Annotated in this window: 20 protein-coding genes and 2 tRNA genes; 6 read left to right on the top strand and 16 right to left on the bottom strand. The window is 59.2% G+C overall.

All coding sequences use genetic code 11. The features are described from left to right. Together ACOYXE_RS16415 and ACOYXE_RS16410 are read left to right on the top strand one after the other, a co-directional pair. Positions 1–699, top strand: a complete 699-nt coding sequence (locus ACOYXE_RS16415; protein WP_160056331.1) for a hypothetical protein — start codon at positions 1–3, stop codon at positions 697–699. A gap of 128 nt (positions 700–827) precedes the next feature. Next, complete coding sequence (locus ACOYXE_RS16410) at positions 828–1,379, top strand: serine/threonine protein phosphatase (protein WP_460926299.1); 552 nt, start codon at positions 828–830, stop codon at positions 1,377–1,379. Between the two features lie 195 nt (positions 1,380–1,574). Here the strand turns inward: ACOYXE_RS16410 and ACOYXE_RS16405 are convergent, their stop codons facing one another. From ACOYXE_RS16405 to ACOYXE_RS16390, 4 genes are all read right to left on the bottom strand, one after another. Further along, on the bottom strand, positions 1,575–2,870 hold the full coding sequence (locus ACOYXE_RS16405; protein ID WP_405122214.1) for a virulence factor family protein: 1,296 nt from the start codon (positions 2,868–2,870) through the stop codon (positions 1,575–1,577). After that, positions 2,870–5,509 carry a bifunctional lysylphosphatidylglycerol flippase/synthetase MprF gene (mprF, locus tag ACOYXE_RS16400; protein WP_405122213.1) on the bottom strand — a complete coding sequence of 880 codons (2,640 nt, stop codon included), beginning with the start codon at positions 5,507–5,509 and terminating at the stop codon, positions 2,870–2,872. Before mprF ends, ACOYXE_RS16405 begins: the two co-directional genes overlap by 1 nt. Positions 5,510–5,787: 278 nt before the next feature. Then, positions 5,788–5,864, bottom strand: a tRNA-Met gene (locus tag ACOYXE_RS16395). 222 nt (positions 5,865–6,086) lie between these two features. After that, positions 6,087–6,163 (bottom strand) — tRNA-Met (locus tag ACOYXE_RS16390). A gap of 280 nt (positions 6,164–6,443) precedes the next feature. On the opposite strand from ACOYXE_RS16390, the gene dinB reads away from it, so the two are divergent. Then, positions 6,444–7,505, top strand: coding sequence for a DNA polymerase IV (gene dinB / locus ACOYXE_RS16385; RefSeq protein ID WP_160056337.1), 1,062 nt, complete (start codon positions 6,444–6,446; stop codon positions 7,503–7,505). 102 nt (positions 7,506–7,607) lie between these two features. Here the strand turns inward: dinB and ACOYXE_RS16380 are convergent, their stop codons facing one another. From ACOYXE_RS16380 to ACOYXE_RS16365, 4 genes are all read right to left on the bottom strand, one after another. Continuing rightward, positions 7,608–8,561 carry a hypothetical protein gene (locus ACOYXE_RS16380; protein ID WP_137217559.1) on the bottom strand — a complete coding sequence of 318 codons (954 nt, stop codon included), beginning with the start codon at positions 8,559–8,561 and terminating at the stop codon, positions 7,608–7,610. A gap of 17 nt (positions 8,562–8,578) precedes the next feature. Then, entirely contained in the window at positions 8,579–10,294 is a 1,716-nt protein-coding gene (locus ACOYXE_RS16375) for a proline--tRNA ligase (RefSeq protein ID WP_160056339.1), read from the bottom strand. 129 nt (positions 10,295–10,423) lie between these two features. Then, a complete protein-coding gene (locus tag ACOYXE_RS16370) occupies positions 10,424–11,983 on the bottom strand; it encodes an AmpG family muropeptide MFS transporter (RefSeq protein WP_160056341.1) in 1,560 nt (519 codons plus the stop codon). Positions 11,984–12,026: 43 nt separating this feature from the next. Next, on the bottom strand, positions 12,027–12,380 hold the full coding sequence (locus tag ACOYXE_RS16365; RefSeq protein ID WP_160056343.1) for an MGMT family protein: 354 nt from the start codon (positions 12,378–12,380) through the stop codon (positions 12,027–12,029). A gap of 164 nt (positions 12,381–12,544) precedes the next feature. Here ACOYXE_RS16365 and ACOYXE_RS16360 point away from each other — a divergent pair, with 164 nt between their 5' ends. Beyond that, positions 12,545–13,552 (top strand): DUF481 domain-containing protein, encoded by a 1,008-nt coding sequence (locus ACOYXE_RS16360; protein WP_460926297.1) that lies wholly within the window; start codon positions 12,545–12,547, stop codon positions 13,550–13,552. 162 nt (positions 13,553–13,714) lie between these two features. Here ACOYXE_RS16360 and ACOYXE_RS16355 read toward each other — a convergent pair whose 3' ends face one another. Continuing rightward, complete coding sequence (locus ACOYXE_RS16355) at positions 13,715–13,924, bottom strand: cold-shock protein (RefSeq protein ID WP_002554837.1); 210 nt, start codon at positions 13,922–13,924, stop codon at positions 13,715–13,717. Positions 13,925–14,278: 354 nt separating this feature from the next. Here ACOYXE_RS16355 and dcd point away from each other — a divergent pair, with 354 nt between their 5' ends. Further along, entirely contained in the window at positions 14,279–14,845 is a 567-nt protein-coding gene (gene dcd / locus ACOYXE_RS16350; protein WP_007918616.1) for a dCTP deaminase, read from the top strand. Positions 14,846–14,952: 107 nt separating this feature from the next. Continuing rightward, positions 14,953–15,162 (top strand): hypothetical protein, encoded by a 210-nt coding sequence (locus ACOYXE_RS16345; RefSeq protein ID WP_016986417.1) that lies wholly within the window; start codon positions 14,953–14,955, stop codon positions 15,160–15,162. Between the two features lie 42 nt (positions 15,163–15,204). Here ACOYXE_RS16345 and pdeM read toward each other — a convergent pair whose 3' ends face one another. The 7 genes from pdeM to ACOYXE_RS16310 all read right to left on the bottom strand — a co-directional run bounded on the left by pdeM (position 15,205) and on the right by ACOYXE_RS16310 (position 22,703). Beyond that, the gene (gene pdeM, locus ACOYXE_RS16340) at positions 15,205–15,861 is read right to left on the bottom strand and encodes a ligase-associated DNA damage response endonuclease PdeM (protein WP_160056347.1); all 657 of its coding nucleotides are present in this window, start codon (positions 15,859–15,861) and stop codon (positions 15,205–15,207) included. Continuing rightward, positions 15,858–18,347 (bottom strand): ligase-associated DNA damage response DEXH box helicase, encoded by a 2,490-nt coding sequence (locus ACOYXE_RS16335; protein WP_405122212.1) that lies wholly within the window; start codon positions 18,345–18,347, stop codon positions 15,858–15,860. The genes pdeM and ACOYXE_RS16335 overlap by 4 nt, the downstream gene beginning before the upstream one ends. A 171-nt stretch (positions 18,348–18,518) precedes the next feature. Next, on the bottom strand, positions 18,519–19,283 hold the full coding sequence (locus ACOYXE_RS16330; RefSeq protein ID WP_460926296.1) for an ABC transporter ATP-binding protein: 765 nt from the start codon (positions 19,281–19,283) through the stop codon (positions 18,519–18,521). A 13-nt stretch (positions 19,284–19,296) separates the two neighbouring features. After that, positions 19,297–20,415, bottom strand: coding sequence for a succinylglutamate desuccinylase/aspartoacylase family protein (locus ACOYXE_RS16325; RefSeq protein ID WP_160056351.1), 1,119 nt, complete (start codon positions 20,413–20,415; stop codon positions 19,297–19,299). Positions 20,416–20,428: 13 nt separating this feature from the next. Then, positions 20,429–21,139, bottom strand: a complete 711-nt coding sequence (locus ACOYXE_RS16320) for an ABC transporter permease (protein ID WP_034154960.1) — start codon at positions 21,137–21,139, stop codon at positions 20,429–20,431. Next, positions 21,136–21,864 (bottom strand): ABC transporter permease, encoded by a 729-nt coding sequence (locus tag ACOYXE_RS16315; protein ID WP_460926295.1) that lies wholly within the window; start codon positions 21,862–21,864, stop codon positions 21,136–21,138. Before ACOYXE_RS16315 ends, ACOYXE_RS16320 begins: the two co-directional genes overlap by 4 nt. A 56-nt stretch (positions 21,865–21,920) precedes the next feature. After that, the gene (locus ACOYXE_RS16310; protein WP_159815007.1) at positions 21,921–22,703 is read right to left on the bottom strand and encodes a transporter substrate-binding domain-containing protein; all 783 of its coding nucleotides are present in this window, start codon (positions 22,701–22,703) and stop codon (positions 21,921–21,923) included. Between the last annotated feature and the right edge of the window lie 186 nt (positions 22,704–22,889).

Below are 22,889 nucleotides of genomic sequence, written 5' to 3'. Positions count from 1 at the left end.
ATGTCGTCAAACGCGGATCACAACTACGAACTCATTGAGTTCGTGGCTGAAGGCTTGGGGGAGGCGTTTCTCGCCGAAGTTGCTTTTGTTGGCGGTTGCACAACCGCCATGCTGGTTACAGATACAGCAGTGCTGGACGACATTCGTTTCACTGATGACGTTGATCTAGTGATCGAGCTGGCCGGTATCAGCGCCTGGAACCATCTCACCGAACGGCTGGCGGCCAAGGGATTCAAGATCACGGGTGAGGACGAGGTCAATTGTCGTTTTCGCTTCAATGACGTTGTCGTGGATGTCATGCCTTCCGACCCTGCAGTGCTCGGCTATGCCAACCGCTGGTTCGTCGAGGGGCTGGCGAGGGCGGATAAATTCACCCTGCCCAGCGGCACTGTCATCCAGATATTCCAGCCCACTTATTTTCTCGCGACGAAACTGGAAGCTTTCGCCGGTCGGGGAAATGGCGATCCTTATCACAAGGATGTCGAGGACATGATCATCTTGATCGATGGTCGGCCTGAGCTGTTGGAGGAGGTGGGCCAAGCTGACAAGGACCTCAAGGCGTTCATCACAGAGGGAGTCCAGAAGCTGATGGCGCTCGATGGGGTTGGCTACGTGATCGAAAGTTCAGGCTCGGTGCAGGCGAATCCAGGCAGAGGGCAGATTATTCACAGGCGTATGAAAGCGCTGGTCAACGCATGAGATACCACTCCCGATCAATCACTGGGCAAGCCAGCAGAGGAAATAATGACTATGCCGGAGCGATCTGTGAGGGTGGCAGTGGGTTTTTTGTTGTCGCGGATGGCACTTCGAGGCGCGGCAGTGGACAGTTGGCTGAAAGCTTCGTAAGCGGCATGTTGGCGGCTCATTCCACACAGATGGAGCAGGGGAGCTATCCTGCAGAACCCGCAGCTGTTGAGCGCCTATTGGTTTCAATACTGTCGGATTTTCATGCGTCGTTGCCTGCTGATCAGACGGGAGCCATCTGTTACCTGATTGGCTTGGTCGCTCATGGCCGACTCACCATTGCATACGAGGGAGACTGTTCATGCGGGATTGTGACGCTGGCGGGTGCCATCGAGTGGATTACGCCACCTCACTGCAAGGCCAATTGGCGGCGCGACCGTTCGCACTGTGAGTTGGCGCAAGATCCAGCTCGACATTCAGTAACGCGATGCTTGAAGATCAATCGGGGCCCGAACCCTGACTTTGTTTTTTGTGCACTGGACGCTGTTGAGCGCTTGGTATTTGTCACGGATGGCTTTTGGGCGGACTTGACCCAAGTGCAGCAAAGCAGTTTGTTGGCGGCGCCGGATAGCGACATTAGCGTTGGCGACGATGATGTCACGTGGATAGATGTTCAGCTTGGCCGGCGAGACTGACGCGTTGTCTGAATCCAGCGCCATCCCTTGTAGGAGTGAGCCTGCTCGCGAAGGCGTAGTGTCAGTCGGCGAATCTGTAAACTGACCCACCGCTTTCGCGAGCAGGCTCGCTCCCACAGGGGATTCTGGTGGCTGCTGAAATGTAAAAAGCCCCCGCAACCGTGAAGTTGCGAGGGCTTTTTGTGGGGGCTCAGATCACTCTTCGGCGACCGAGTCCTTGCTCTGGCGCTTCTCGATCAAGTCCACCAAACGCTTGGCCAGCGCTGGGTAGTTCTCGTCGAAGTGGTGGCCGCCAGGCAGTTTCACTGCTTCGCCGACTGCAGTCTTGTCCGTGCAGCCACTTTCATCGGTCTCTTCTTCACCGTAGATGCACACAACCTTGGCCGCTGGCAGCTTGGCCATCTCCGGGCCGGTGGCGGCTTCTTTGCCGGCGTTACCCAGCCAGCCTTCGACTTCGATTTCGAAGCTGCCGGTGCGGGCGAAGGCCAGCAGGATGATGGCGTCGACGCGTTGCTGCTCGGTTTCTGGCAAGCGGTTGTAGATCGCTGGCAATACGTCAGCACCGAACGAGTAGCCGGTGAGGATGAAGCGTTTGGTGCCCCATTTCTGCCGGTAGTGTTGCATCAGCTCGGTCAGGTCCAGCGCGCTTTGCTCCGGGCTCTTGTGCTGCCAGTAGTAGCGCAGGGTGTCGATGCCGACGACCGGATAACCGATCTTGGCCATTTCACCGGCCACGTCGCGGTCAAGGTCGCGCCAGCCGCCGTCACCGGAGAGGAACAGGGTCACGGTGTCTTTGGCTTGACCGGCCGGCACTTCAACCACCGGGATCGCCAGACCGCCGTTGGCCTTGTCGCCGCCGACGAGGATCTTGCGCAGCTCGTTGTTCAGCACTTGCGGCAGGTTGATGTCGTAGTCGCTGATGCTGGTTTCGGCGTTCGGTTGATCGCGCACGAAACCTGCGCTGGCGTCGTCCGGGTTGTCGTTCCACGCTGCCAGCCAGTGGCCGTGGGCGGCGGATTTCGGCAGCAGGTGCGTGCAGCCACCTTTTTCCAGAGCGAGGTCGACGGAGATGGCTTGGGCCTTGTCGTCTTTCTGTTCCGCCAACCAGCGCCATGCGAGCACAGCACCCGGGCCGATACCGCTGACCAAAGTGGCCGGGCCATTCAGTTCACGCAGGCCCGATTGCAGGGCGCGGCTTTGCAGCAGGCAGTCCTTGGGCAGAATCACTTGAACGATCTGCGCCGAGGCGCTGCGGCTCAGGGTGGTCAGTTGTTTTTCACTGAGTTTCTGGTCGTCGTTGACCGCGACCAGCACCTGCGCCTTGGGCTTGGTGCCCGGGATGACGCGGGTCATGGCGGCGCCATCGGCCGGGGTCAGCTGTTCTACGGTCGGTTCCGGTGCCGGACGTTTGAGGTACCAGAAACCGCCGCCGGCAATCACGGCCAGCACGATCAGTGCGGCCAGGATGTACTTCAGGGAGCGTTGAATCATCAGCGTTTCACCAATCCAGTCAAGCCGCCCGCGATCAGGGCAGCAGTGTCGGCCAGCGCCACCAACGGATCGAGTCCGGCGGGCACGGCCATATAACGGGGTTCCCAGTCAGGCTGGAACTTGTCTTTGAAGCGGCGCAAGCCTTGGAAGTTGTACAACTGCTCACCACGGCGGAAAACCATCGAGCCCAGACGCTGGGTCAGCGGTGCACCACGGCGGGGTTGCAACCCCGACAACGGCACCATGCCCAGGCTGAAACGCGCGTATCCGTGACTCTTATAGTGTTGAATCAGGCCGACCATCATGAATTCCATGGTCAGCTTCGGCGCATCCGGGTGCGCGCGCATCAGGTCGAGACTGGCCAGGTCATGGCTATAAGTTTCGAGCAGGTTGGCGAACGCCACCGGGCGACCTTCGAAGCGAATCACCGCGATGCGGAAATGCTTCAGGTAATCGTCGCTGAAACGGCCGAGGGAGAAACCTTTCTCGCGCACGTTCTTGCCGGTCAGCCACGCATCGGAAATAACTTTCAGCTCATCCATCGGCGCCTGACCGGGCTCGTGGATTTCCAGCGACAAGCCATCGCGGGTGCCACGGTTCCAGGTGTAACGCAGATCCTTCATCTCTTTACCCTTGGCTTCCAGGTCAAAGCGATGCAGATCGACCCGGGCTTCTTCGCCCAATTTGATCGCGGTCAGGCCGATGTCCATGTAGTACGGCAGGTTCTCCGCGCGCACCTGATAGAACACTGGGCGGGCATGGTGAATATCGCAGAGGTCGCGGAACTGCCAGATCATCTCGGCGCGTTGCTGGCCGGGGCCGATCGGGTCATACAGCGCCACGAGGCTGCGGCCACGGCGTGCGTACATCAGGAACGCTTCGTCGTTCTGGTGAAACAGCAACGCCTTGTCACCGGTCAGCGCGAGGCCACCGTCGGGTTGTGACGAGGCCATCAGGATCTTTGCCGCGCGATCGAGTTCGTCGGGCGTCGGCAAATGAATGACCGGGCGTGCGGTGCGCAGCAGCCAGGTCAGGGCGATCACCAGCAACAGCACGGCGGCGCCGAGCAGCGAACGCAGACCGCGCGGTGCATCGGCATCAAGGGTGAACTGCCACCACAGTTGATGGCTGTACGGCACGTCCTGATAGGCGAACAGCAGCAACCACGTCGAGGCACCGAGGACGCACAGGCTGGCCACCAGGTACAACGGCGAGAAGGGCAGTTCGGTCAGGCGACTCGGGCGATAGAACGAGCGACGGAACACACCGAGCAAGGCTGCGGTGAGGGTCATCAGCGTCGCTTCTTCCCAGTCGAAGCCTTTGAGCAGCGAGAGCAGGGCGCCGACCAGCAGCAGAATGGTGGTCAGCATCCACGCAGCCGACAGTCGCCGACGCAGGCCTTGAGCGAGCATCAGGCAGAGCACGCCGATCAGGCTGGCGCCGAAGTGCGAGGCGTCGACCAGACGATGCGGGATCAGAAAACCGATGTGTTCCAGGCGCGTATCGATTTCCGGAGTCGCACCAGAAAACAGCAACACCACGCCGGACAAGAACACCAGCACTGCCAGAATCGGTGCCGCCAGACCGGAGGCTGCACGCATGGTCTGAGTCTGGAACAGACGCTGGCCTTCGTTGATCAGCAAGAATACGCAGGCGACCAACAGCGGCAGTACCACGTAGATCAGGCGATAGAGCAGGAGGGCGGCGGCCAGTGGCGCGGCACCGAGTTTGTCGGCGAAGGCGGCCAGAAGAATCGCTTCGAACACACCGACGCCGCCGGGTACATGGCTGAGCACGCCAGCCGCCAATGCCAACAGGTACACCAGCAGGAACGCACCAAACGGTGGCGCTTCCGGCAGCAATAGATAGAGAACGGTGGCGGCAGCCGCAACGTCGAGGGCGGTAATGATCAGTTGCAGGAACGTCAGGCGTCGCCCAGGCAAACGCAGCGTGCGGCGACCAACCCTGACCAGCAGGTTGTCGCGCAACGGTTGTTCCGGCAGGCGCCGACGGTAGATGCCAATAGCCAGTACTGCGCCCAGCGCCAGCACTACAGCGGCAACTGTGCCGAGCAGACCTTCGGATAATCCCAGCGCCTGCGAGGCAGCAGGCAGGTCGCTCAGCGTTGCCAGTGCCGCCAGCGGCGGCAAGGCGCAGCCCAGCGACAGACTGGCGAACAAGGTCATGTGCGCGACTTCCGACGCCCCCAGACCCAGTCGTGCATATAAGCGGTAGCGAACCGAGCCACCGGACAGCAACGACAGACCGATCGCATTGCCAATCGCAAACGCGGTGAATCCGCCCAGCGCCAATGTGCGCGGTGGCAGGGTCACGCCGGCATAGCGGCTGGCCGACCATTCGTAGCCCAAGAGAATAATGAAGCCGACCACGGTCGCGCCGAACGCACCGAGCAGGGCGGGTTTCGGCACGTCGAGAATCGAGTCGTGCAGTGCATCGAGATCGAGTTCGGCGAGCAGATGACGACAGGCAATCAGCGCAATGGCGAACAACAGCAAAGTCACCGCCAGACCAATCGGTTGTCGGTATTTGCTCAACCGATCCAGCAAGCGCAAACGCTCGGGTTTGATCGGATGTTCCGCTGTGACGGTGTCTTGTGGATCAGACGAGTTGGCGCGCATCAATCACCTCTTGGATTGTGCGCGACAGGATGGAGGTATCCAGCCAAGTTACCAATCCCTGTAGAAAAAAATAATCACAAAATACTACGCCTCTCACCGGGTATCGGCGAGGGCAGTTCCTGGATTGCAGACGTCTTGCCTGCGACTCAAGCATAGTCGCAAGTGAGTACTTCTGAAGATCCCAAGCGTTCACTGCACAGTGACAGATCATTGTTGCGAAAGGACTTTTTCAACAGATACAAAAAAGGCCACTCTTTCGAGTAGCCTTTTTTGATGTTTGGTTGCGGGAGCCGGATTTGAACCGACGACCTTCGGGTTATGAGCCCGACGAGCTACCAGACTGCTCCATCCCGCGTCTGTGTGGCGGCATTCTACAGACGAACGACGGGGTGTCAACCGCTAATCCCGGAAAGGGTCAAATAAGTGTGAAATAGCGTCAAACGGTCGCAGGTAGCGCGTTAAGCTTCGGAAATGCAAAGAATTCCTGTTTGGCGATTGCTTCTCTATAAGAGGAGGAAATCGACAAAACAGACGCGCACAAAAAAGGCCACTCTTTCGAGTAGCCTTTTTTGATGTTTGGTTGCGGGAGCCGGATTTGAACCGACGACCTTCGGGTTATGAGCCCGACGAGCTACCAGACTGCTCCATCCCGCGTCTGTGTGTCGGCATTCTACAGAGGAACGCCGGGGTGTCAACCCGCAATCTGGATAAAATCTGTTGAGGTTCAATCGGTTAGCGCTTTTTCTCGGGTGTTTTTCGCGCTGCAGGGCAGGTGGAGCAAGGCTTTCAGCTCTATTGGAGGCCTCTCGTCGATTGATAAAATAAATTCAACGGACATTTCCTACCGCCTGGAAAGAACATTCATACCACTGGTGCTATATACAGGTGTCAGTGAGATACTGCCGATCCGGTTCGCCACGTTTCCTTTTCTGACATGACTCAGCGAAAAATCATCCACATTGACTGCGATTGCTTTTACGCCGCCATAGAGATGCGCGATGACCCGCGCCTGGCCGGCAAGCCGTTGGCGGTGGGTGGTTCGGCGGACCGACGCGGGGTGATTGCCACCTGCAACTATGAAGCGCGGGCCTATGGCGTGCGTTCGGCGATGGCGTCGGGGCATGCCTTGAAACTGTGCCCGGACCTGACCATCGTCAAGCCGCGTATGGAGGCGTATCGCGAGGCTTCGAGAGAGATTCATACGATTTTTGCCGATTACACCGACCTGATCGAGCCGTTGTCGCTGGATGAGGCTTATCTCGACGTATCCGATAGCGCGCATTTTGGCGGCAGTGCCACGCGCATCGCTCAGGACATCCGTCGGCGCGTCTCCAATCAATTGCACATCACCGTGTCTGCGGGTGTGGCGCCGAACAAGTTTCTGGCGAAAATCGCCAGCGACTGGAAAAAGCCCAACGGGCTGTTCGTTATTACCCCGGATCAGGTGGAGGATTTCGTCAGCGGTTTGCCGGTGAGCAAGTTGCACGGCGTCGGCAAGGTCACGGCCGATAAGCTGGGCAAGCTCGGCATCGTTGACTGCTCGCAGTTGCGCGAGTGGGACAAATTGGCGCTGGTGCGCGAATTTGGCAGTTTTGGCGAGCGACTGTGGAGTCTCGCCCGTGGGATCGATGACCGGTTGGTGCACAACGACAGTCGGCGTCAGTCAATCAGCGTGGAAAACACCTACGACGTTGATCTGCCGGATCTGCGCAGTTGCCTCGACAAACTGCCAGAGCTGCTGGAAACCCTGAAAAACCGTATGGCGCGGATCGACAGCAGTTATCGGCCGGGCAAGCCGTTCGTCAAAGTGAAGTTTCATGACTTTACCCAGACGACGCTCGAGCAGGCCGGGGCAGGGCGGGATCTTGGCAGTTATCAGTTGATGCTGACGCAGGCGTTCAATCGCGGCGGGAAACCGGTGCGGTTGTTGGGGGTTGGGGTGCGGCTGGAGGATTTGCGCGGCGGGTTTGAGCAGATGGAGTTGTTCGAACGTTAAAGTCAAAAGATCGTCCGAACGCGGCCCGAGCCTTCGGCAGCTCCTACAGGAAAACGCGTTCCAATGTAGGAGCTGCCGAAGGCTGCGATCTTTTAATAGGCCTTAATTCGGCCCGGGATCCGCCACCAGACGCCCGGCATCCTTGGTCAGCGACTTGAGAAACTCAGTCTGTAACTCAGGATCGTTGCGCGTCAGTTCGATCAGGCTTTGTTCCAGCTCGCTGGCTTCTTCTTCCAGGCCCAGTTCCGACAGGCGTTTGACCCGGTGCACCCACTGGCTCACTTCGTCGTCTTCCAGGTCGTCGTAAATCAGCCCGTGCGCTTCCAGTAACTTGCCGCGCAGATGACTGCTGATCATCAGCGACGAATCAGAGTGCACGTCATCCTTGGCGTCTTCGACACTGATCTGCAATTTGCCGACATGGTTGAGGTCATTTTCGGCAAACGGGCTGTCGAGCAGGTTCAGACGCAGCACACCATTACGATCGGTGGTCATGTCAAAGGTCTGCTTGCCAGCCTTGACCTGCACTGGCCGCTCGCTCCACGGCAGGCTCGAATACTCCGTACGCTTGTCGCGCTGGACTTCATCGATGCCGGCGAGGTTCTGTTGTGCACGACCGTTGGACTGTACGTTCATGAACGGGTTGAGCCCGGCAAAACCGTAGCTCAGCCAGTCCTTGGTGATGCTGTCCGGCAGGTTGCCGAGGGCGAACACATTGACCACGTTGGCGCCGACGCCACCGACTACGGCCACCGCACCCAGCGGAATCTCGTAGACCTCCCGCCAAGGCTGGTAAGGCGTGTAGCGATCGTAGCGACGTGTCACTTCGAACTCGGTGACTTCAAAAGTCTTCTGTTCGTTGATCTTCACGCGTCGCTGCGGCAGCTCAAGCTCCTTAGGCTCGCCGACATCAATCTGCAAGCTATGGTCGAGCAACTTTCGCTCGACCCGCTCTTCGTGCTCGCTGCGTTGTGACATGTGATTGGCACAGCCGCTGACCAGCAGGGCACCGCACAGGGCGGTGCCACCGAGGCCTAAGGTGTTTCGCTTGAACATGACGTCTCTATCTGGTTTCAGCGGCGGATACGGGCCTGCAGGAAGGACAATACGTCGGCCACCGGCAATGCTTGCGCTTCGCCTTCGGTACGGCTCTTGTATTCCAGGTTGCCTTCGGCGAGGCCTCGGTCGCTGACCACGATCCGGTGAGGAATGCCGATCAGCTCCATGTCCGCGAATTTGATGCCCGGGCTGGTTTTCTTGTCGCGATCATCCAGCAGCACTTCGAAGCCGGCCGCCGTCAGTTCGGCGTACAGCTTGTCGGTGGCTTCGCGCACCTGCTCGGTTTCATAGCGCAGCGGTACCAGAGCAATCTGGAACGGCGCCAGGGTGTCACTCCAGATGATGCCGTTTTCGTCGTTGTTCTGTTCGATGGCAGCTGCCACCACGCGGGAAACGCCGATGCCGTAGCAACCCATTTCCAGGGTCACTGGCTTGCCGTTCTCGCCCAGCACTTCGCACTTCATCGCCTTGCTGTACTTGTTTCCCAGCTGGAAGATGTGGCCGACTTCGATACCGCGTTTGATTTCCAGCGTGCCTTTGCCGTCCGGGCTTGGATCGCCGGCAACCACGTTGCGCAGGTCAGCCACGGTCGGAACTGGCAGATCACGCTCCCAGTTCACGCCGAAGTAGTGCTTGTCGTCGATGTTCGCGCCGATACCGAAGTCGCTCATCAGCTCGACCGAGCGGTCGATGATGATTGGCAGCGGCAGGTTCAGCGGGCCCAGGGAACCGGCGCCGGCGCCGATGGCGTCACGCAGTTCGGCATCGGTGGCCATGACCAGCGGGCTGGCGACGCCAGGTTGCTGGGCAGCCTTGATTTCGTTGAGTTCGTGGTCGCCACGGATGACCAGTGCGATCAGCTTGCCTTCTTCTTCGGCACGCACGATCAGGGTCTTGATGGTCTTCTCAATCGGCAGATTGAATTTCTCCACCAGCGCCGCGATGGTTTTGGTGTCTGGGGTGTCGACCAGACGCAGCTCTTCGGTCGCAGCGGCGCGCGAAGTTTCGCGTGGCACGGCTTCGGCTTTTTCGATATTCGCTGCGTAGTCGGAACCGTTGCTGAAGACGATATCGTCTTCGCCGGACTCGGCCAGCACGTGGAATTCGTGCGAGCCAGCGCCACCGATCGAACCGTTGTCGGCTTCAACCGGACGGAATTTCAGGCCCAGGCGGGTGAACACGTTGCAGTAGGCCTGGTGCATGCGGTCGTAGGTGACCTGCAGCGAGGCTTGATCAGCGTGGAACGAGTACGCGTCCTTCATGATGAATTCGCGGCCGCGCATCAAACCGAAGCGTGGGCGGATTTCGTCACGGAACTTGGTCTGGATCTGATACAGGTTGATCGGCAGCTGTTTGTAGCTGCTCAACTCGTTGCGCATCAGATCGGTGATCACTTCTTCGTGGGTCGGGCCCGCGCAGAAGTCGCGACCGTGGCGGTCTTTGATGCGCAGCAGCTCAGGGCCGTATTCTTCCCAGCGCCCCGATTCCTGCCACAGCTCGGCCGGTTGGGTGCTCGGCATCAACACTTCCAGAGAGCCGGCGGCGTTCATCTCTTCGCGAACGATGGCTTCAACCTTGCGCATAACCCGCAGACCCATGGGCAGCCAGGTGTACAGGCCGGAGGCGAGCTTGCGGATCATGCCGGCGCGCAACATCAGCTGGTGGCTGATCACGACCGCATCGGAAGGTGTTTCTTTCTGTGTGGCGAGCAAAAATTGACTGGTGCGCATGGTTGGCCGTTGTCGGTTGCTATGACTGGAAATGACTCCGCAGTGTACCGGCGAGTTTTGCCGACGTACAGGCGTGAGGTCAGTGGGGAGGCACGACGGCGGGATTCCTCCCGCCGTTGCTGAAACGTCTTACGATTCTTCCGTGACCGGCGTCGGCACAGGCTCGGGCGTTGGCGTCGGGCCTTCGCGGCGGCTTTCCTGAAACCAGTGCAGGGCGATCAGAATCAACGTCGGCACGCCGAGCAGGGCGGTGATCAGGAAGAAGCTGTGGTAACCGAACTTCTCGACCAGGACCCCGGAATAGCCGCCCATCAGGCGCGGCAACAGCAACATGATCGAGCTGAGCAGTGCGTATTGCGTGGCCGAGAATTTCAGATTGGTCAGGCTCGACAGATAGGCTACGAACGCCGACGTCGCCAGGCCCGAGCTGAAGTTGTCGAGGGAAATGGTCACCACCAGCATCTGCAGGTTCGGGCCCATGTCGGCGAGCATGACGAAAAGCAGGTTGGTGGCTGCGGAAGCGATGCCGCCAATAAACAAAATCGGCAGAATGCCAAAACGCACGATCAGCAGGCCGCCCATGCCGGCGCCGACCAGTGTCATGATCAGGCCGAAAATCTTGCTGACGCTGGCAATCTGATCCTTGGTAAAGCCTTGGTCGATGTAGAACACGTTGGCCATGACGCCCATCACCGTGTCCGACATCCGATAGGTGGCGATCAGGCCGAGCAGCAGCAGCGCCTGCCAGCGATAACGCAGAATGAAGTCATTGACCGGTGTCAGCACCGGTGCGAGGCCGCGACGGCCCATGGTCGACAGACACAGGCCGGTGAGCAGCGTATAGAGAATCGCGCGCAGGAAGGCGCGGTCTTCCAGCAGCAGGTCAAGCGGACTCATGTCACCGAACAGCACGCTGGCGAAATCAGTGTTGTAGAGCTGGGTGAACATCGCCGGTACCGAGACCAGCAAGACGATCAGCACAAACACCGACATCAGTTGATGCATGAAGGTGTAGCGCCCGGCCTGCAACTGTGTGCGCAGCGGTACCGGTGGCTCGCGCATGAACAGCGTGGTCAGCAGCGCGGGAATCATCAGCGCGCCGAACAGCGCGTAAGTGCCGGCCCAGGCAGAGTGCTGATAGTTGAAGCCCGTGGAGCCAAAGCCTTCGGCGAAGAACAACGCGCCGGCAGTCGCCAGCAGTGCAGCCACGCGATAACCCGACATGTAACTGGCGGCGAGGGCGGCCTGGCGATTGTCTTCGGCGATTTCCAGGCGATAGGCATCCACCGCGATATCTTGAGTGGCGGAGGCGAAAGCGACGACGACTGCAATGGCGATCAGCCAGGACAGATGCTTCTGCGGATCGCAGAAACCCATGCCGATCAGGCCGAGGATCACCAGCGCCTGCGAAAGCACCAGCCACGAACGGCGACGGCCAAGCTTGCCCAGCAACGGCAGGCGCCATTGGTCGAGCAAAGGTGACCAGACCCATTTGAACGCATAGGCCAGACCGATCAGGCTGGCATAGCCGATGGTTTCACGGGCGACACCGGCTTCACGCAGCCAGACGGAAAGCGTAGAGAACACCAGCATGTACGGCAGGCCGGCGGCGAAACCGAGCAACAACAGCACGAGCGTCGAAGGACTGGCATAAGCGGCTAGCGCGGCGCGCCAGGTTTTACGGGGCATGGGCTGAAGTCTGCCTCAAGATTGCGAAAACAAAGCGCGCACTCTAACCGCTGTGCTCTACCGGACGCCAGCCATGGCGCTGAATATCCACACGATTGTTCTGGACGGTGATGCCTTCCATGCGCAATCGGGCCCGTTGTTCATCGCCCGACGGGCTGCCCACCGGCAAGCTGATCCGACCGCCGGCGCCCAGCACGCGGTGCCAGGGCAGTTTGGTATCGCCTGGCAACTGACTCAGGGTGCGGCCGACCCAGCGCGCGGCGCGCCCCAACCCGGCCAGTTCAGCTAGCTGGCCATAACTGACGACTTTGCCTTCTGGCACTTGGGCGAGCGTCGAGTAGAGCGCCGTGCGTCGGATTTGCGCATCGTTTTCTACGCTGTCGAGCGGGTCTTTCACGTACGCGGTTCCTGAGCATGAACAGTTTGATGGCTTTCAGAGTAATCGGTGATCAGCCAGTTGAGAAATGAACTCATCAGAAATAGTCCGGTCAGTCCTTGTCAGGGTCTTATTCCTACGGATAATGCCGACCTTTTTCGCAAACTTGAGCCTTAGATTCGCTTATGTTGTCCAGATCCTTGTTGTGCCTTGCTGTTTTCAGTGCGTCCACGCCCCTGCTTGCCGACACCGTCTGGTTGAAGAACGGTGACAAGTTGAGCGGCACTATCACCGTGTTCGACGGTGGCAAGCTGTTGATCCAGACCAAGTACGCCGGTACGGTTACGATTGACTGGAAAGAGGTCAAAACCCTGGACAGCGATCAGCACTTGCTGGTCAAGCAGGACGCCTACACCGGTGAAGTGTCCAAGTCGCTGACGGCCGCCGAAGATGGCAAAGTCACCCTGGCCAACGGTGAGGCGCCGAAAACTGTGGAACTGGCGAGCATTCAGCAGATTCTCAGGCCAAAACCGGTGGTCGAGGATCTGGTGTGGAAGGGCAATGTCGACCTGGCGCTGGACTATCAGCGCGCCGAGAAAGACACCGATGACTACGATGTCGGCTTCAAGACCACCGCGCGTCATGGTCGCTGGCGCCATACTGCCGAAGGCGAGTACAACCGCGAAGTGCAGGACGACGAGACCACTACCGACAATTGGCGCGCCGAATATGCACTGGACCGCTTCCTCACCGATCAATGGTTCTGGCAGGGTCGTCTGAACTACAAGCGCGATCACATCGAAGAGCTGGCTCGTCAGCGCGTGGTCGGTACCGGTCCCGGCTATCAGTTCTGGGATGACGAGTTGGGGGCTTTCTCGCTGGGTTCGCTGCTCAACCGTACCGATTACGAGTATCGCGATGGCAGCAAGGACAACTTCTATTCTGTCGCCATGAAGTGGGATTACAACCGCTACCTGATCGGCAAGAAGGTCGAGTTCTTCACCAACGGTGAAGTGGGCAAGCCGCTGTCCGGTGTTGCCGATTACGCGCTGGATGCTGAATTGGGGCTGCGCTACAAGGTCACCGACTGGGCCTCGCTCAACCTCAAGGCCGAGCGCGACATCATCAGCGGCACCAACGATGCAGACTTGAACAAGACCCGCTACACCGCAGGGTTTGGCGTAGCCTGGTAAGGCACAAGCAAAAGATCGCAGCCTTCGGCAGCTCCTACAGAGGATTGATGTACATCCAAGGAGCTGCCGAAGGCTGCGATCTTTTTTTGCGAGCTGAAAAACAGGCGCCCACAAAAAAGCCCCGCTTTTAAGGGCGGGGCTCTTTTCTAAAGAAGCTACAAGTTAGATAACTTGTACTTCTTCAGCTTGCATGCCTTTCTGACCGCGGGTAGCGATGAAAGAAACCTGTTGGCCTTCTTTCAGGCTTTTGAAGCCGTCGGATTGGATAGCTTTGAAGTGAACGAACAGGTCGTCACCGGATTGTGGAGTGATGAAGCCGAAGCCTTTTTCATCGTTGAACCACTTAACGGTACCGGTTTGGCGATTAGACATGGTGTAACTCCTTGAACAAAGATAACTGCGACTCAGGAAGAACCCTGGCCGAGACTGAGTGCAAAGAGCAGGAAAAATTCTTGTAGATGGTTGGATCGAAATTCAACATATCGTGTAGAGATTCTCAGTGACACAAGCAACACAGTGACGCCACCTTAACCCAGTTTCCGAGAAGTGCCAATGCTTCTTGCGAAGGTTTCTCTGTTTTCGGGATCGGCGGTGTGACGGTTCGTCGCCAAAGCCCGTATTTCATGGGTGTTCGGCGAGAATTGCACCGCGCACTTTGAACCCGGCGGCGCGCCCGGTAAGATGCCGGACAGAATTTTTCCACCTCGCTATTCAGGACACCCCGCCATGAGCATCAAATCGGACAAGTGGATTCGCCGCATGGCGCAGGAACACGGCATGATCGAACCGTTCGTCGAGCGCCAGATGCGCGGCAGCGACGACAGCCGTGTGATCTCCTACGGTGTATCGAGCTATGGCTACGATGTACGTTGCACCAACCACTTCAAAGTGTTCACCAACATCAACTCGTCCATCGTCGACCCGAAAAATTTCGACCCGGGCAGCTTCGTCGACGTCCACAGCGACGTCTGCATCATCCCGCCGAACTCTTTCGCCCTGGCCAGCACCGTCGAATACTTCCGCATTCCGCGCAATGTGTTGACCATCTGCCTGGGTAAAAGCACCTACGCGCGTTGCGGCATCATCGTTAACGTCACGCCGCTCGAGCCTGAGTGGGAAGGCCACGTGACGCTGGAGTTCTCCAACACCACCAACCTGCCGGCGAAAATCTACGCCAACGAAGGCGTGGCGCAGATGCTCTTCCTTGAATCCGACGAGGAATGTGAAGTCTCTTACAAGGATCGCGGCGGCAAGTACCAGGGCCAGCGTGGCGTGACCCTGCCGCGCACCTGATCGGTCCATCCGACAGATCGCGGGAATTCTTTGGCGGGCAGACACTCTATGGGGTGTACTGCCCGTTTTTGCTTTCGGCAAAACGGGCCTTCGCCGAGGAGTGCCCTATGAAGATCGATCCGCAAATCACTGCCGAACTGGCAAGGCTCGAGCCCAATCAGATTGGCGTATTGGCCTGGTCCTTGTTGGCGCATCCGCCACTGAACATGGCCGGCGGAATTCCCGGTCAACCCGACCCAGATACCCCTAACGAACAACCGACCGAGCCGGGCGAACCGACCCTTCCGGACGAGCCGCCACCGGCGCCTGTCGCCTGATAAACCGTGAAAATGGCCAGTCAGATGAGGTCTGCAAAGACTTCAACTGACTGGCCATATTTCGTTATCACCGATGACGAAGATTCTGCAGCTTTCATCCTTCTCGACCGGATACCCTCCGGTAAAAGCGCCAAAGGCCGGCAGCAGGCTGACGCGTTCGCTTAGCCTGAAACACGCCAGACGCAAGCTCTGCCGACCCTTGCCGTGCAGCCGGTAGACCGGGTGTACGTGACCGGCCAGCACGTGTCTCTCAGGATGCGGGTCCGGTTCATGTTGCAAGGCGAATGGCCCGAGCAGCAGCGGTTCCGGCACCACCCGGATATTCAACGATTCAGGCGGATCACCGGCGCGTTTGTCGTGATTGCCGCGGATCAGCGTCATCGGTAGATCAACGTGGCGCGCACGCCATTGCGCCAATGCGTCCAGCGTGCCCGGCGCATGTGAACCAGGTCCGTGGAGGAAATCCCCGAGAAAGATCAACAACCGGCAGGGCAGCTTCGCCAACAACCGATCAATCACTTCGATATTGCTCGCCGTGGTGCCATGCGGGACCGGTTGACCAAGACTGCGATACGCCGCCGCTTTGCCGAAATGCACATCGGCAATCAGCAATGCCTGCTGCGCCGGCCAGTACAGGGCTTTTTCCGGCAGGAGCCAAAGTTCTTCGCCGGCCAGACGCACCGGGTAGGGCGCATTCATCGGGATTTATCCTTGTCGGCGCTATTCTCCAGATCACCGACCATTCGCCTGATGCGATCAGCGAGTTTTTCCGAACTCATGCTTTCGCGCATGCGTTCCACCAGCAGCGGAAACCCTAGCGGTGTAGGACGTTTAACCTGATGCACGTCCAGTTTCATCTGGTTGATCCGCTCCAGTGTCTGTTCCAAGCGACGAATATCCAGTTCTTCCCGTAGGACTTCTTCCCCGGCCTGCGCCAGCAACAGATTATCTGCATCGTATTGTTTGAACACTTCGAAGAACAATCCGCTGGATGCCTGCACCTGCCGGGTACTTTTCGGTGCGCCGGGGTAGCCGGCGAAGACCAGTCCGGCAATCCGTGCGATCTCGCGAAAGCGCCGCAGCGCCAGTTCGCCGGCATTCAGGCTGGCCAGAACGTCCGCTAACAAATCATCAGCATTGAAGAGATCGGTATTCAAATACTCGGCCCAGTCGATCGGCGTAGCGCTGAGCAATTCCAGGCCGTAATCGTTCACCGCGATGGAAAACGTCACGGGCTGCCGTTGACTGACGCGCCATGCCAACAGGCTCGCCAGGCCCAGATGCACTTGGCGCCCGGCAAACGGATAAAGGAAAAGGTGCCAGCCTTCACGAGACTTCAATACTTCGGCCAACAGGTTTTCTGTCGTGGGCAAACCCGACCAGCGCATCTGGGTTTCCAGCAACGGTCGTAACGCCCGCATTTCCGGGCCGACAAACTCGCCTTGCGCGGCCTCGCTGAAACGCCTGACCACGGCTTCGGCCAATTCGTTGGAAAGTGGCATCCGCCCACCATTCCAGCGCGGTACGGCGGCTTTTTTCGCGGTGCTGCGTTTGACGTAAGCGGTCATGTTTTCCACTCGCACCAACTCCAGCAAACGCCCGGCGAAGAGAAAACCATCACCGGGTTTGAGCCGCGCGATAAAGCCTTCCTCGACACTGCCCAGCTGCTTGCCACCGCCACCCTTGCTCCAGAATTTCAAATGGATGCTCGCGTCGCTGACGATGGTGCCGATGCTCATGCGATGACGTCGTGCCAATCGTGCATCCGGTACGCGCCAGACGCCGTGCTCGTCGGGCTCGACCCGGCGGTAATCCGGATAGGCTGTCAGAGACATCCCGCCATGGCGTACGAAAGCCAGCGCCCAGGCCCAATCGGCGGGTGACAGGTCACGATAAGCCCAGGCGCCACGGACTTCTTCGTACAACTCATCGGGTAAAAATCCGCCACCGAGGGCCATGCTGACCAAATGCTGCACCAGCACATCCAGCGGTTTGTGCGGTGACAGGCGTGGTTCGATACGCCGTTGTTCGACGGCATCGCGGGCGGCGGCCGCTTCGATCAGTTCAAGGCTGTGCGTCGGCACCAGTGTCACCCGCGACGTGCGTCCTGGTGCGTGGCCAGAGCGACCGGCACGCTGCATCAGGCGGGCAACACCTTTGGCCGAGCCGATTTGCAGCACGCGCTCGACCGGCAGGAAATCCACGCCCAAGTCCAGGCTTGAGGTGCAGACCACGGCTTTCAACAGCCCGTTCTTCAAGGCCTGCTCGACCCAATCGCGAGTGTCGCGAGACAGTGAGCTGTGATGCAGGGCAATCAATCCGGCCCAGTCAGGCCGCGCCTCCAGCAGCGCTTGATACCAGATTTCCGATTGCGCCCGAGTATTGGTGAAGACCAGGGTGCTGGCGCAGGCCTCCAGTTCGGCGACCACTTGCGGCAACATTTTCAGACCGATGTGCCCGGCCCAGGGAAAGCGCTCGATGGCCGGTGGGAGGAGGGTGTCGACCTTCAGCGATTTTTCGCTTTGTCCTTGAATACTGACGCCACCGCCCTGCGGGATCAGCACTTGTTCGGCGTGGGATTGGTTGCCGAGGGTGGCGGACACGCCCCAGACGATCAGCTCAGGTTGCCAATGCCGCAGCCGGGCGAGGGCCAGTTGCAGTTGCACGCCGCGCTTGTTGCCCAGCAGTTCGTGCCATTCATCGACGACGATCATGCGCAGACTCGCCAGCGCCACCTGCGCATCGGCACGAGCGAGCAGCAGGGTCAGGCTTTCCGGGGTGGTGATCAGTGTGGTCGGCAGGCGTCGGCTCTGCCGGGCGCGTTCGCTGCTGCTGGTGTCGCCGGTGCGCAGCCCGATGCTCCACGGGATCTGCAAATCATCGACCGGTACCTGCAAGGCGCGCGCGGTGTCGGCGGCGAGGGCGCGCATGGGGGTGATCCACAGGACTGTCAGTGGTTCGGCGGGGGCTTTGCGTTTGCGCGGTATTTCGACGGCAGGCTGCGAGCGAGCGAAGCGATTGAGCGCGGCAAACCACACTGCGTAGGTTTTACCGGCGCCGGTGCTGGCATGGAGCAGGCCGGACTCGCCATTTTTGATCGCCGCCCACACCTGTTTCTGAAAGGCGAACGGCTTCCAGTCGCGGGCGCTGAACCAGATTTTTGCGTGGTCGGGAGATTTCGCCATGCGGGCTGCGCGCGCTCTGGAGGTGTTCTTCCAGTGACCACATCAGTTGGCGAAAGGTTTAATCAGGGTGACTGTGTAGGAGCTGCCGAAGGCTGCGATCTTTTGATCTTGATCTTTATAAAACAAGATCAAAAGATCGCAGCCTTCGGCAGCTCCTACAGGGGAGGGTGGCTATTTGAGGTTGCCGCTGAGGAATTGCTTCAGGCGTTCGCTTTTAGGGTTGCCCAGCACCTCTTCGGGCGCACCTTCTTCTTCCACCAGACCTTGGTGCAGGAACAACACCTGGCTGGAGACTTTGCGGGCGAAACTCATTTCGTGGGTCACCATGATCATGGTCCGGCCTTCTTCCGCCAGCCCTTGAATCACCTTCAACACTTCCCCCACCAGCTCCGGATCGAGCGCCGAGGTCGGCTCATCGAACAGCATCACCTCCGGCTCCATCGCCAATGCCCGGGCAATCGCCACGCGCTGTTGCTGCCCGCCAGAAAGAAACGCCGGGTATTGATCCGCCACCCGCACCGGCAAACCGACTTTGTCCAGGTAACGCCGGGCGCGATCGTCGGCTTCCTGTTTGCTGCAACCCAGCACCCGGCGCGGAGCCATGGTGATGTTTTCCAGCACGGTCATGTGGCTCCACAGGTTGAAATGCTGAAACACCATCGCCAAACGCGTGCGCAGGCGTTGCAGTTCATCGGCGTCGGCGACGTGCATGCCGTGGCGGTCGGTGACCATGCGGATCGCCTGGCCATCGAGGCTCATGGCGCCATCGTTGGGTTGTTCGAGAAAGTTGATGCAGCGCAAGAAGGTGCTTTTGCCCGAGCCACTGGCGCCGATCAGGCTGATCACGTCGCCGGTTTTGGCCTTGAGCGAAACGCCTTTGAGCACCTGATGGTCGCCATAGCTTTTATGCAGGCCTTCAACGGTCAGTTTGTACATGGGACGAGCATCCTCAAGGCGAAAGTAGGTAGCCGCTGCGGTAGGCTTCAGCGCCCGCAACATGGGCGATGACCATGCCGGCCGTGGCCATGCGGCGCAGCGAGCGGGCGTACATCACGCCGGCGCTGGTGCAATGAATGGGGGTGATCCGGTCGTTGATCGGGTCGATGATTTCAGCGATCTGCTGCCCGGCTTCCAGGACTTGCCCCGCCGTGGCGGTGTACACCAGCAGGCCGCCGACCGGCGTGGTCACCGGCTCGACTCCCGCGAGAGGCGTGGCCGGGAACGGCAATGGCGGCTGCGGTTTGGTCTCGCCGACGATCGCATCGGACTGGATCAGGTAGTCGATCAGCGCCTGGCAGTCGCGGCTGGCCAGCGGATGGGTGACGTCACCCTGACCGCGCAACTCGACGGTCACCGAGAAACTGCCGAGCGGGATCTCGAAATGTTCGCCGAAGCGCTCCTTCAATTGCCACCACAGCAAAGTGAAGCATTCGTCGAACGACTGGCCGCCGGAATCGGTGGCCAGCAGGCTCGCCTGAGCTTCGATGTAGCGCGCCAGCGGTTCGACCTGCGGCCACGCTTCGGGCGTGGTGTAGAGGTGCACCACCGATTCGAAATCGCAGTGCAAATCCAGCACCATATCCGCATCGCAGGCCAGCCGTTGCAGGATCAGGCGCTGGGATTGCAGTTGCGTGCTGGCGGTCTGGCGGGCGAGGGCGTTGCGCAGATGCGTGCGAATCAGTTCGAGGTTGTGCTGCGGATCGTCATTCAGCTTGCCCTCGATGGCATTGCCGATTTCCTCGCTGAGGTCGACGAACCAGCGGTTGAAGTTCTGCCCGCTCTCCAGTTCGTAGCGGCCCAGCGGCACATCCATCAGCACTTGTTCGAGGCCGACCGGGTTGGCCACCGGCACCAGCACGATCTCGCTGCGCAGTCGCCCGGCCGCTTCCAGCTCGGCCAGACGCTGCTTGAGGTGCCAGGCGACGAGCATGCCGGGCAGTTCGTCGGCGTGCAGCGAGGACTGGATGTAGACCTTGCCTTTGGCCTGCTCCGGTCCGAAGTGGAAGCTGTGAATCTGTCGTGCGGTCCCCGGCAGCGGGGCCAGCAAGTCATGGATCAGGTGGCGCATTTGCAGGGTTGTCCTAGTGAGTCGGGCCGAGGAAGGCCAGCCATCGGCGTTCGGCAAGGCGGAACAGGCCGACCAGCGCAAAGGTAATGGTCAGGTAGATCAGCGCGGCGATGCCGAACGACTGAAAGGTCAGGAAGGTTGCCGAGTTGGCATCCCGGGCGACTTTCAGAATATCGGGGATGGTCGCGGTGAAGGCCACCGTGGTCGAGTGCAGCATAAGGATCACTTCGTTGCTGTAGTAAGGCAACGAACGGCGCAGGGCCGAGGGCATGATCACGTAGGCATACAGCTTCCAGCCGGTCAGCCCGTAAGCCTTGGCCGCTTCGACTTCGCCATGGTTCATGCTGCGGATCGCCCCGGCGAAAATCTCCGTGGTGTAGGCACAGGTGTTGAGGGCGAAGGCGAGGATCGTGCAGTTCATCGCATCGCGAAAGAAACTGTCGAGCAACGGCTGCGCGCGCACGGCGGCGAGGCTGTAGATCCCGGTGTAGCAAATCAGCAACTGGATATACAGCGGCGTGCCACGGAACAGATAGGTGTAGAACTGCACCGGCCAGCGAATGTAGAAGTGCGGCGAGACGCGGGCGATCGACAGCGGAATCGACACCAGAAAACCGATGAAGATTGAAGCGCTGAGCAACCACATCGTCATTGCCAGCCCGGTGATGTTCTGGCCGTCGGTATAAAGGAAGGCGCGCCAGTATTCCTGCAGAAGTTCGATCATCTTACGGCCTCCCGGGCACCGGCGGCGTAGCGGCGTTCAAGCCAGCGCAGGATGAAATTAGAGGCACTGGTGATCAGCAGATAGATCAACGCGGCGAGAACCAGGAAGTAAAACAGTTGATAGGTGCTTTTACCGGCGTCCTGCGCGGCTTTGACCAGGTCGGCCAGGCCGATGATCGACACCAGCGCGGTGGCCTTGAGCATCACCAGCCAGTTGTTACCAATGCCCGGCAGGGCAAAACGCATCATTTGCGGAAACACCACGTAGCGAAAGCGCTGGCCGCGTTTGAGGCCGTAAGCGGTGGCAGCTTCAACCTGACCGCGCGGCACCGCGAGGATCGCGCCACGGAAAGTTTCGGTGAAATACGCGCCATAGATGAAGCCCAGCGTCAGCACCCCGGCGCTGAATGGGTTGATCTCGATGTATTCCCATTCCATGTAGTCAGTCAGGGACGTCAGCCAGGTTTGCAGGCTGTAGAAAATCAGCAGCATCAGCACCAGATCCGGCACCCCGCGAATCAGCGTGGTGTAGAGCTGAGCGGGCAGGCGCACCAGTTTGACTTTTGACAGTTTGGCACTGGCGCCGAGCAGGCCGAGCAACACGGCCACCAACAGCGACAACGCCGATAATTTGATGGTCATCCAGGTGCCTTCCAACAGCAAAGGGCCAAAACCCTTGAGGCTGAAGGCAGAGAGCCCCAGATTTTGTAAGAGGTTTTCGAACATAAATCAGCAACCTGAGCGGATGGAAAAGGCGCCCATCGAGGATGGGCGCCGGGGCATTATTTGCCGCTGTACAGATTCAGATCGCCAAAGTGTTTCTTTTGAATCTCGGCGTATTTGCCGTCATCGTGTAACGCTTTGATACCTTTATCTAAAAGCGCTTTCAGCTCAGTGTTACCTTTCTTAATACCGACAGCGGTTTTGGCCGGCAGCAATTCGTTGTCGACTGGCTTGCTGACGTCATAGTCGGCGCCCTGTGGCGACTTCAAAAAGCCCAGTTCGGCTTGCAGCATGTCCTGGATGCCCGCGTCGAGACGGCCGGAAGTCAGGTCGGAGTACACCTGATCCTGGTTCTGATAGGCCTGGGTTTTCACACCGGCCTTGTCCAGCACGGCTTTGGCGTAGGCTTCCTGAATGGTGCCTTGCTCGTAGCCGACGGTTTTGCCCTTGAGGGACGCGACGTCTGCGGTGATGCCGGAACCTTTCTTGAACACATAAGCGGTCGGGCCGGAGAACAGTTCGCTGGAGAAGTCGATGACCTTTTCGCGGGCCGGGGTCACGGTCATCGACGAGATCACACCGTCGAATTTGTTGGCCTTGAGGCCCGGAATCATGCCGTCGAAGTCACTTTCGACCCACTTGCACTTGACCTTCAGTTCGGCGCAGATCGCGTTGCCCAGGTCGATGTCGAAGCCCACCAGGCTGCCGTCGGCCGCTTTCGACTCAAACGGTGCGTACGAAGGGTCAACGCCAAAGCGCAGCTCTTTGTATTCCTTGGCCAGCGCGGAGCCAGCGGCCATGCACAACGCCAGTGCAGAAAGGGTCAGCAATGCTTTTTTCATTATTCAATCCCTAAGAACCAATATGAGCGCTTGTGGCGCAGAATTATTGTTACTGGAACGCGTACGACCTATAGAAAGTAGCAATTTCCGAACCAGAGTCCCGAACAAGTGTTTTAAAAGGTTGGGCGGGGAGGGGCGAGGGGAACTGAGTGTACGGAAATGGGCATTGCACAAAGCGTGCACCGA

It is taken from the genome of Pseudomonas sp. MC6, assembly GCF_054790575.1.
The sequence above is the reverse complement of the archived record's forward strand: the minus strand, read 5'-3'. Positions and strand labels throughout refer to the sequence as shown.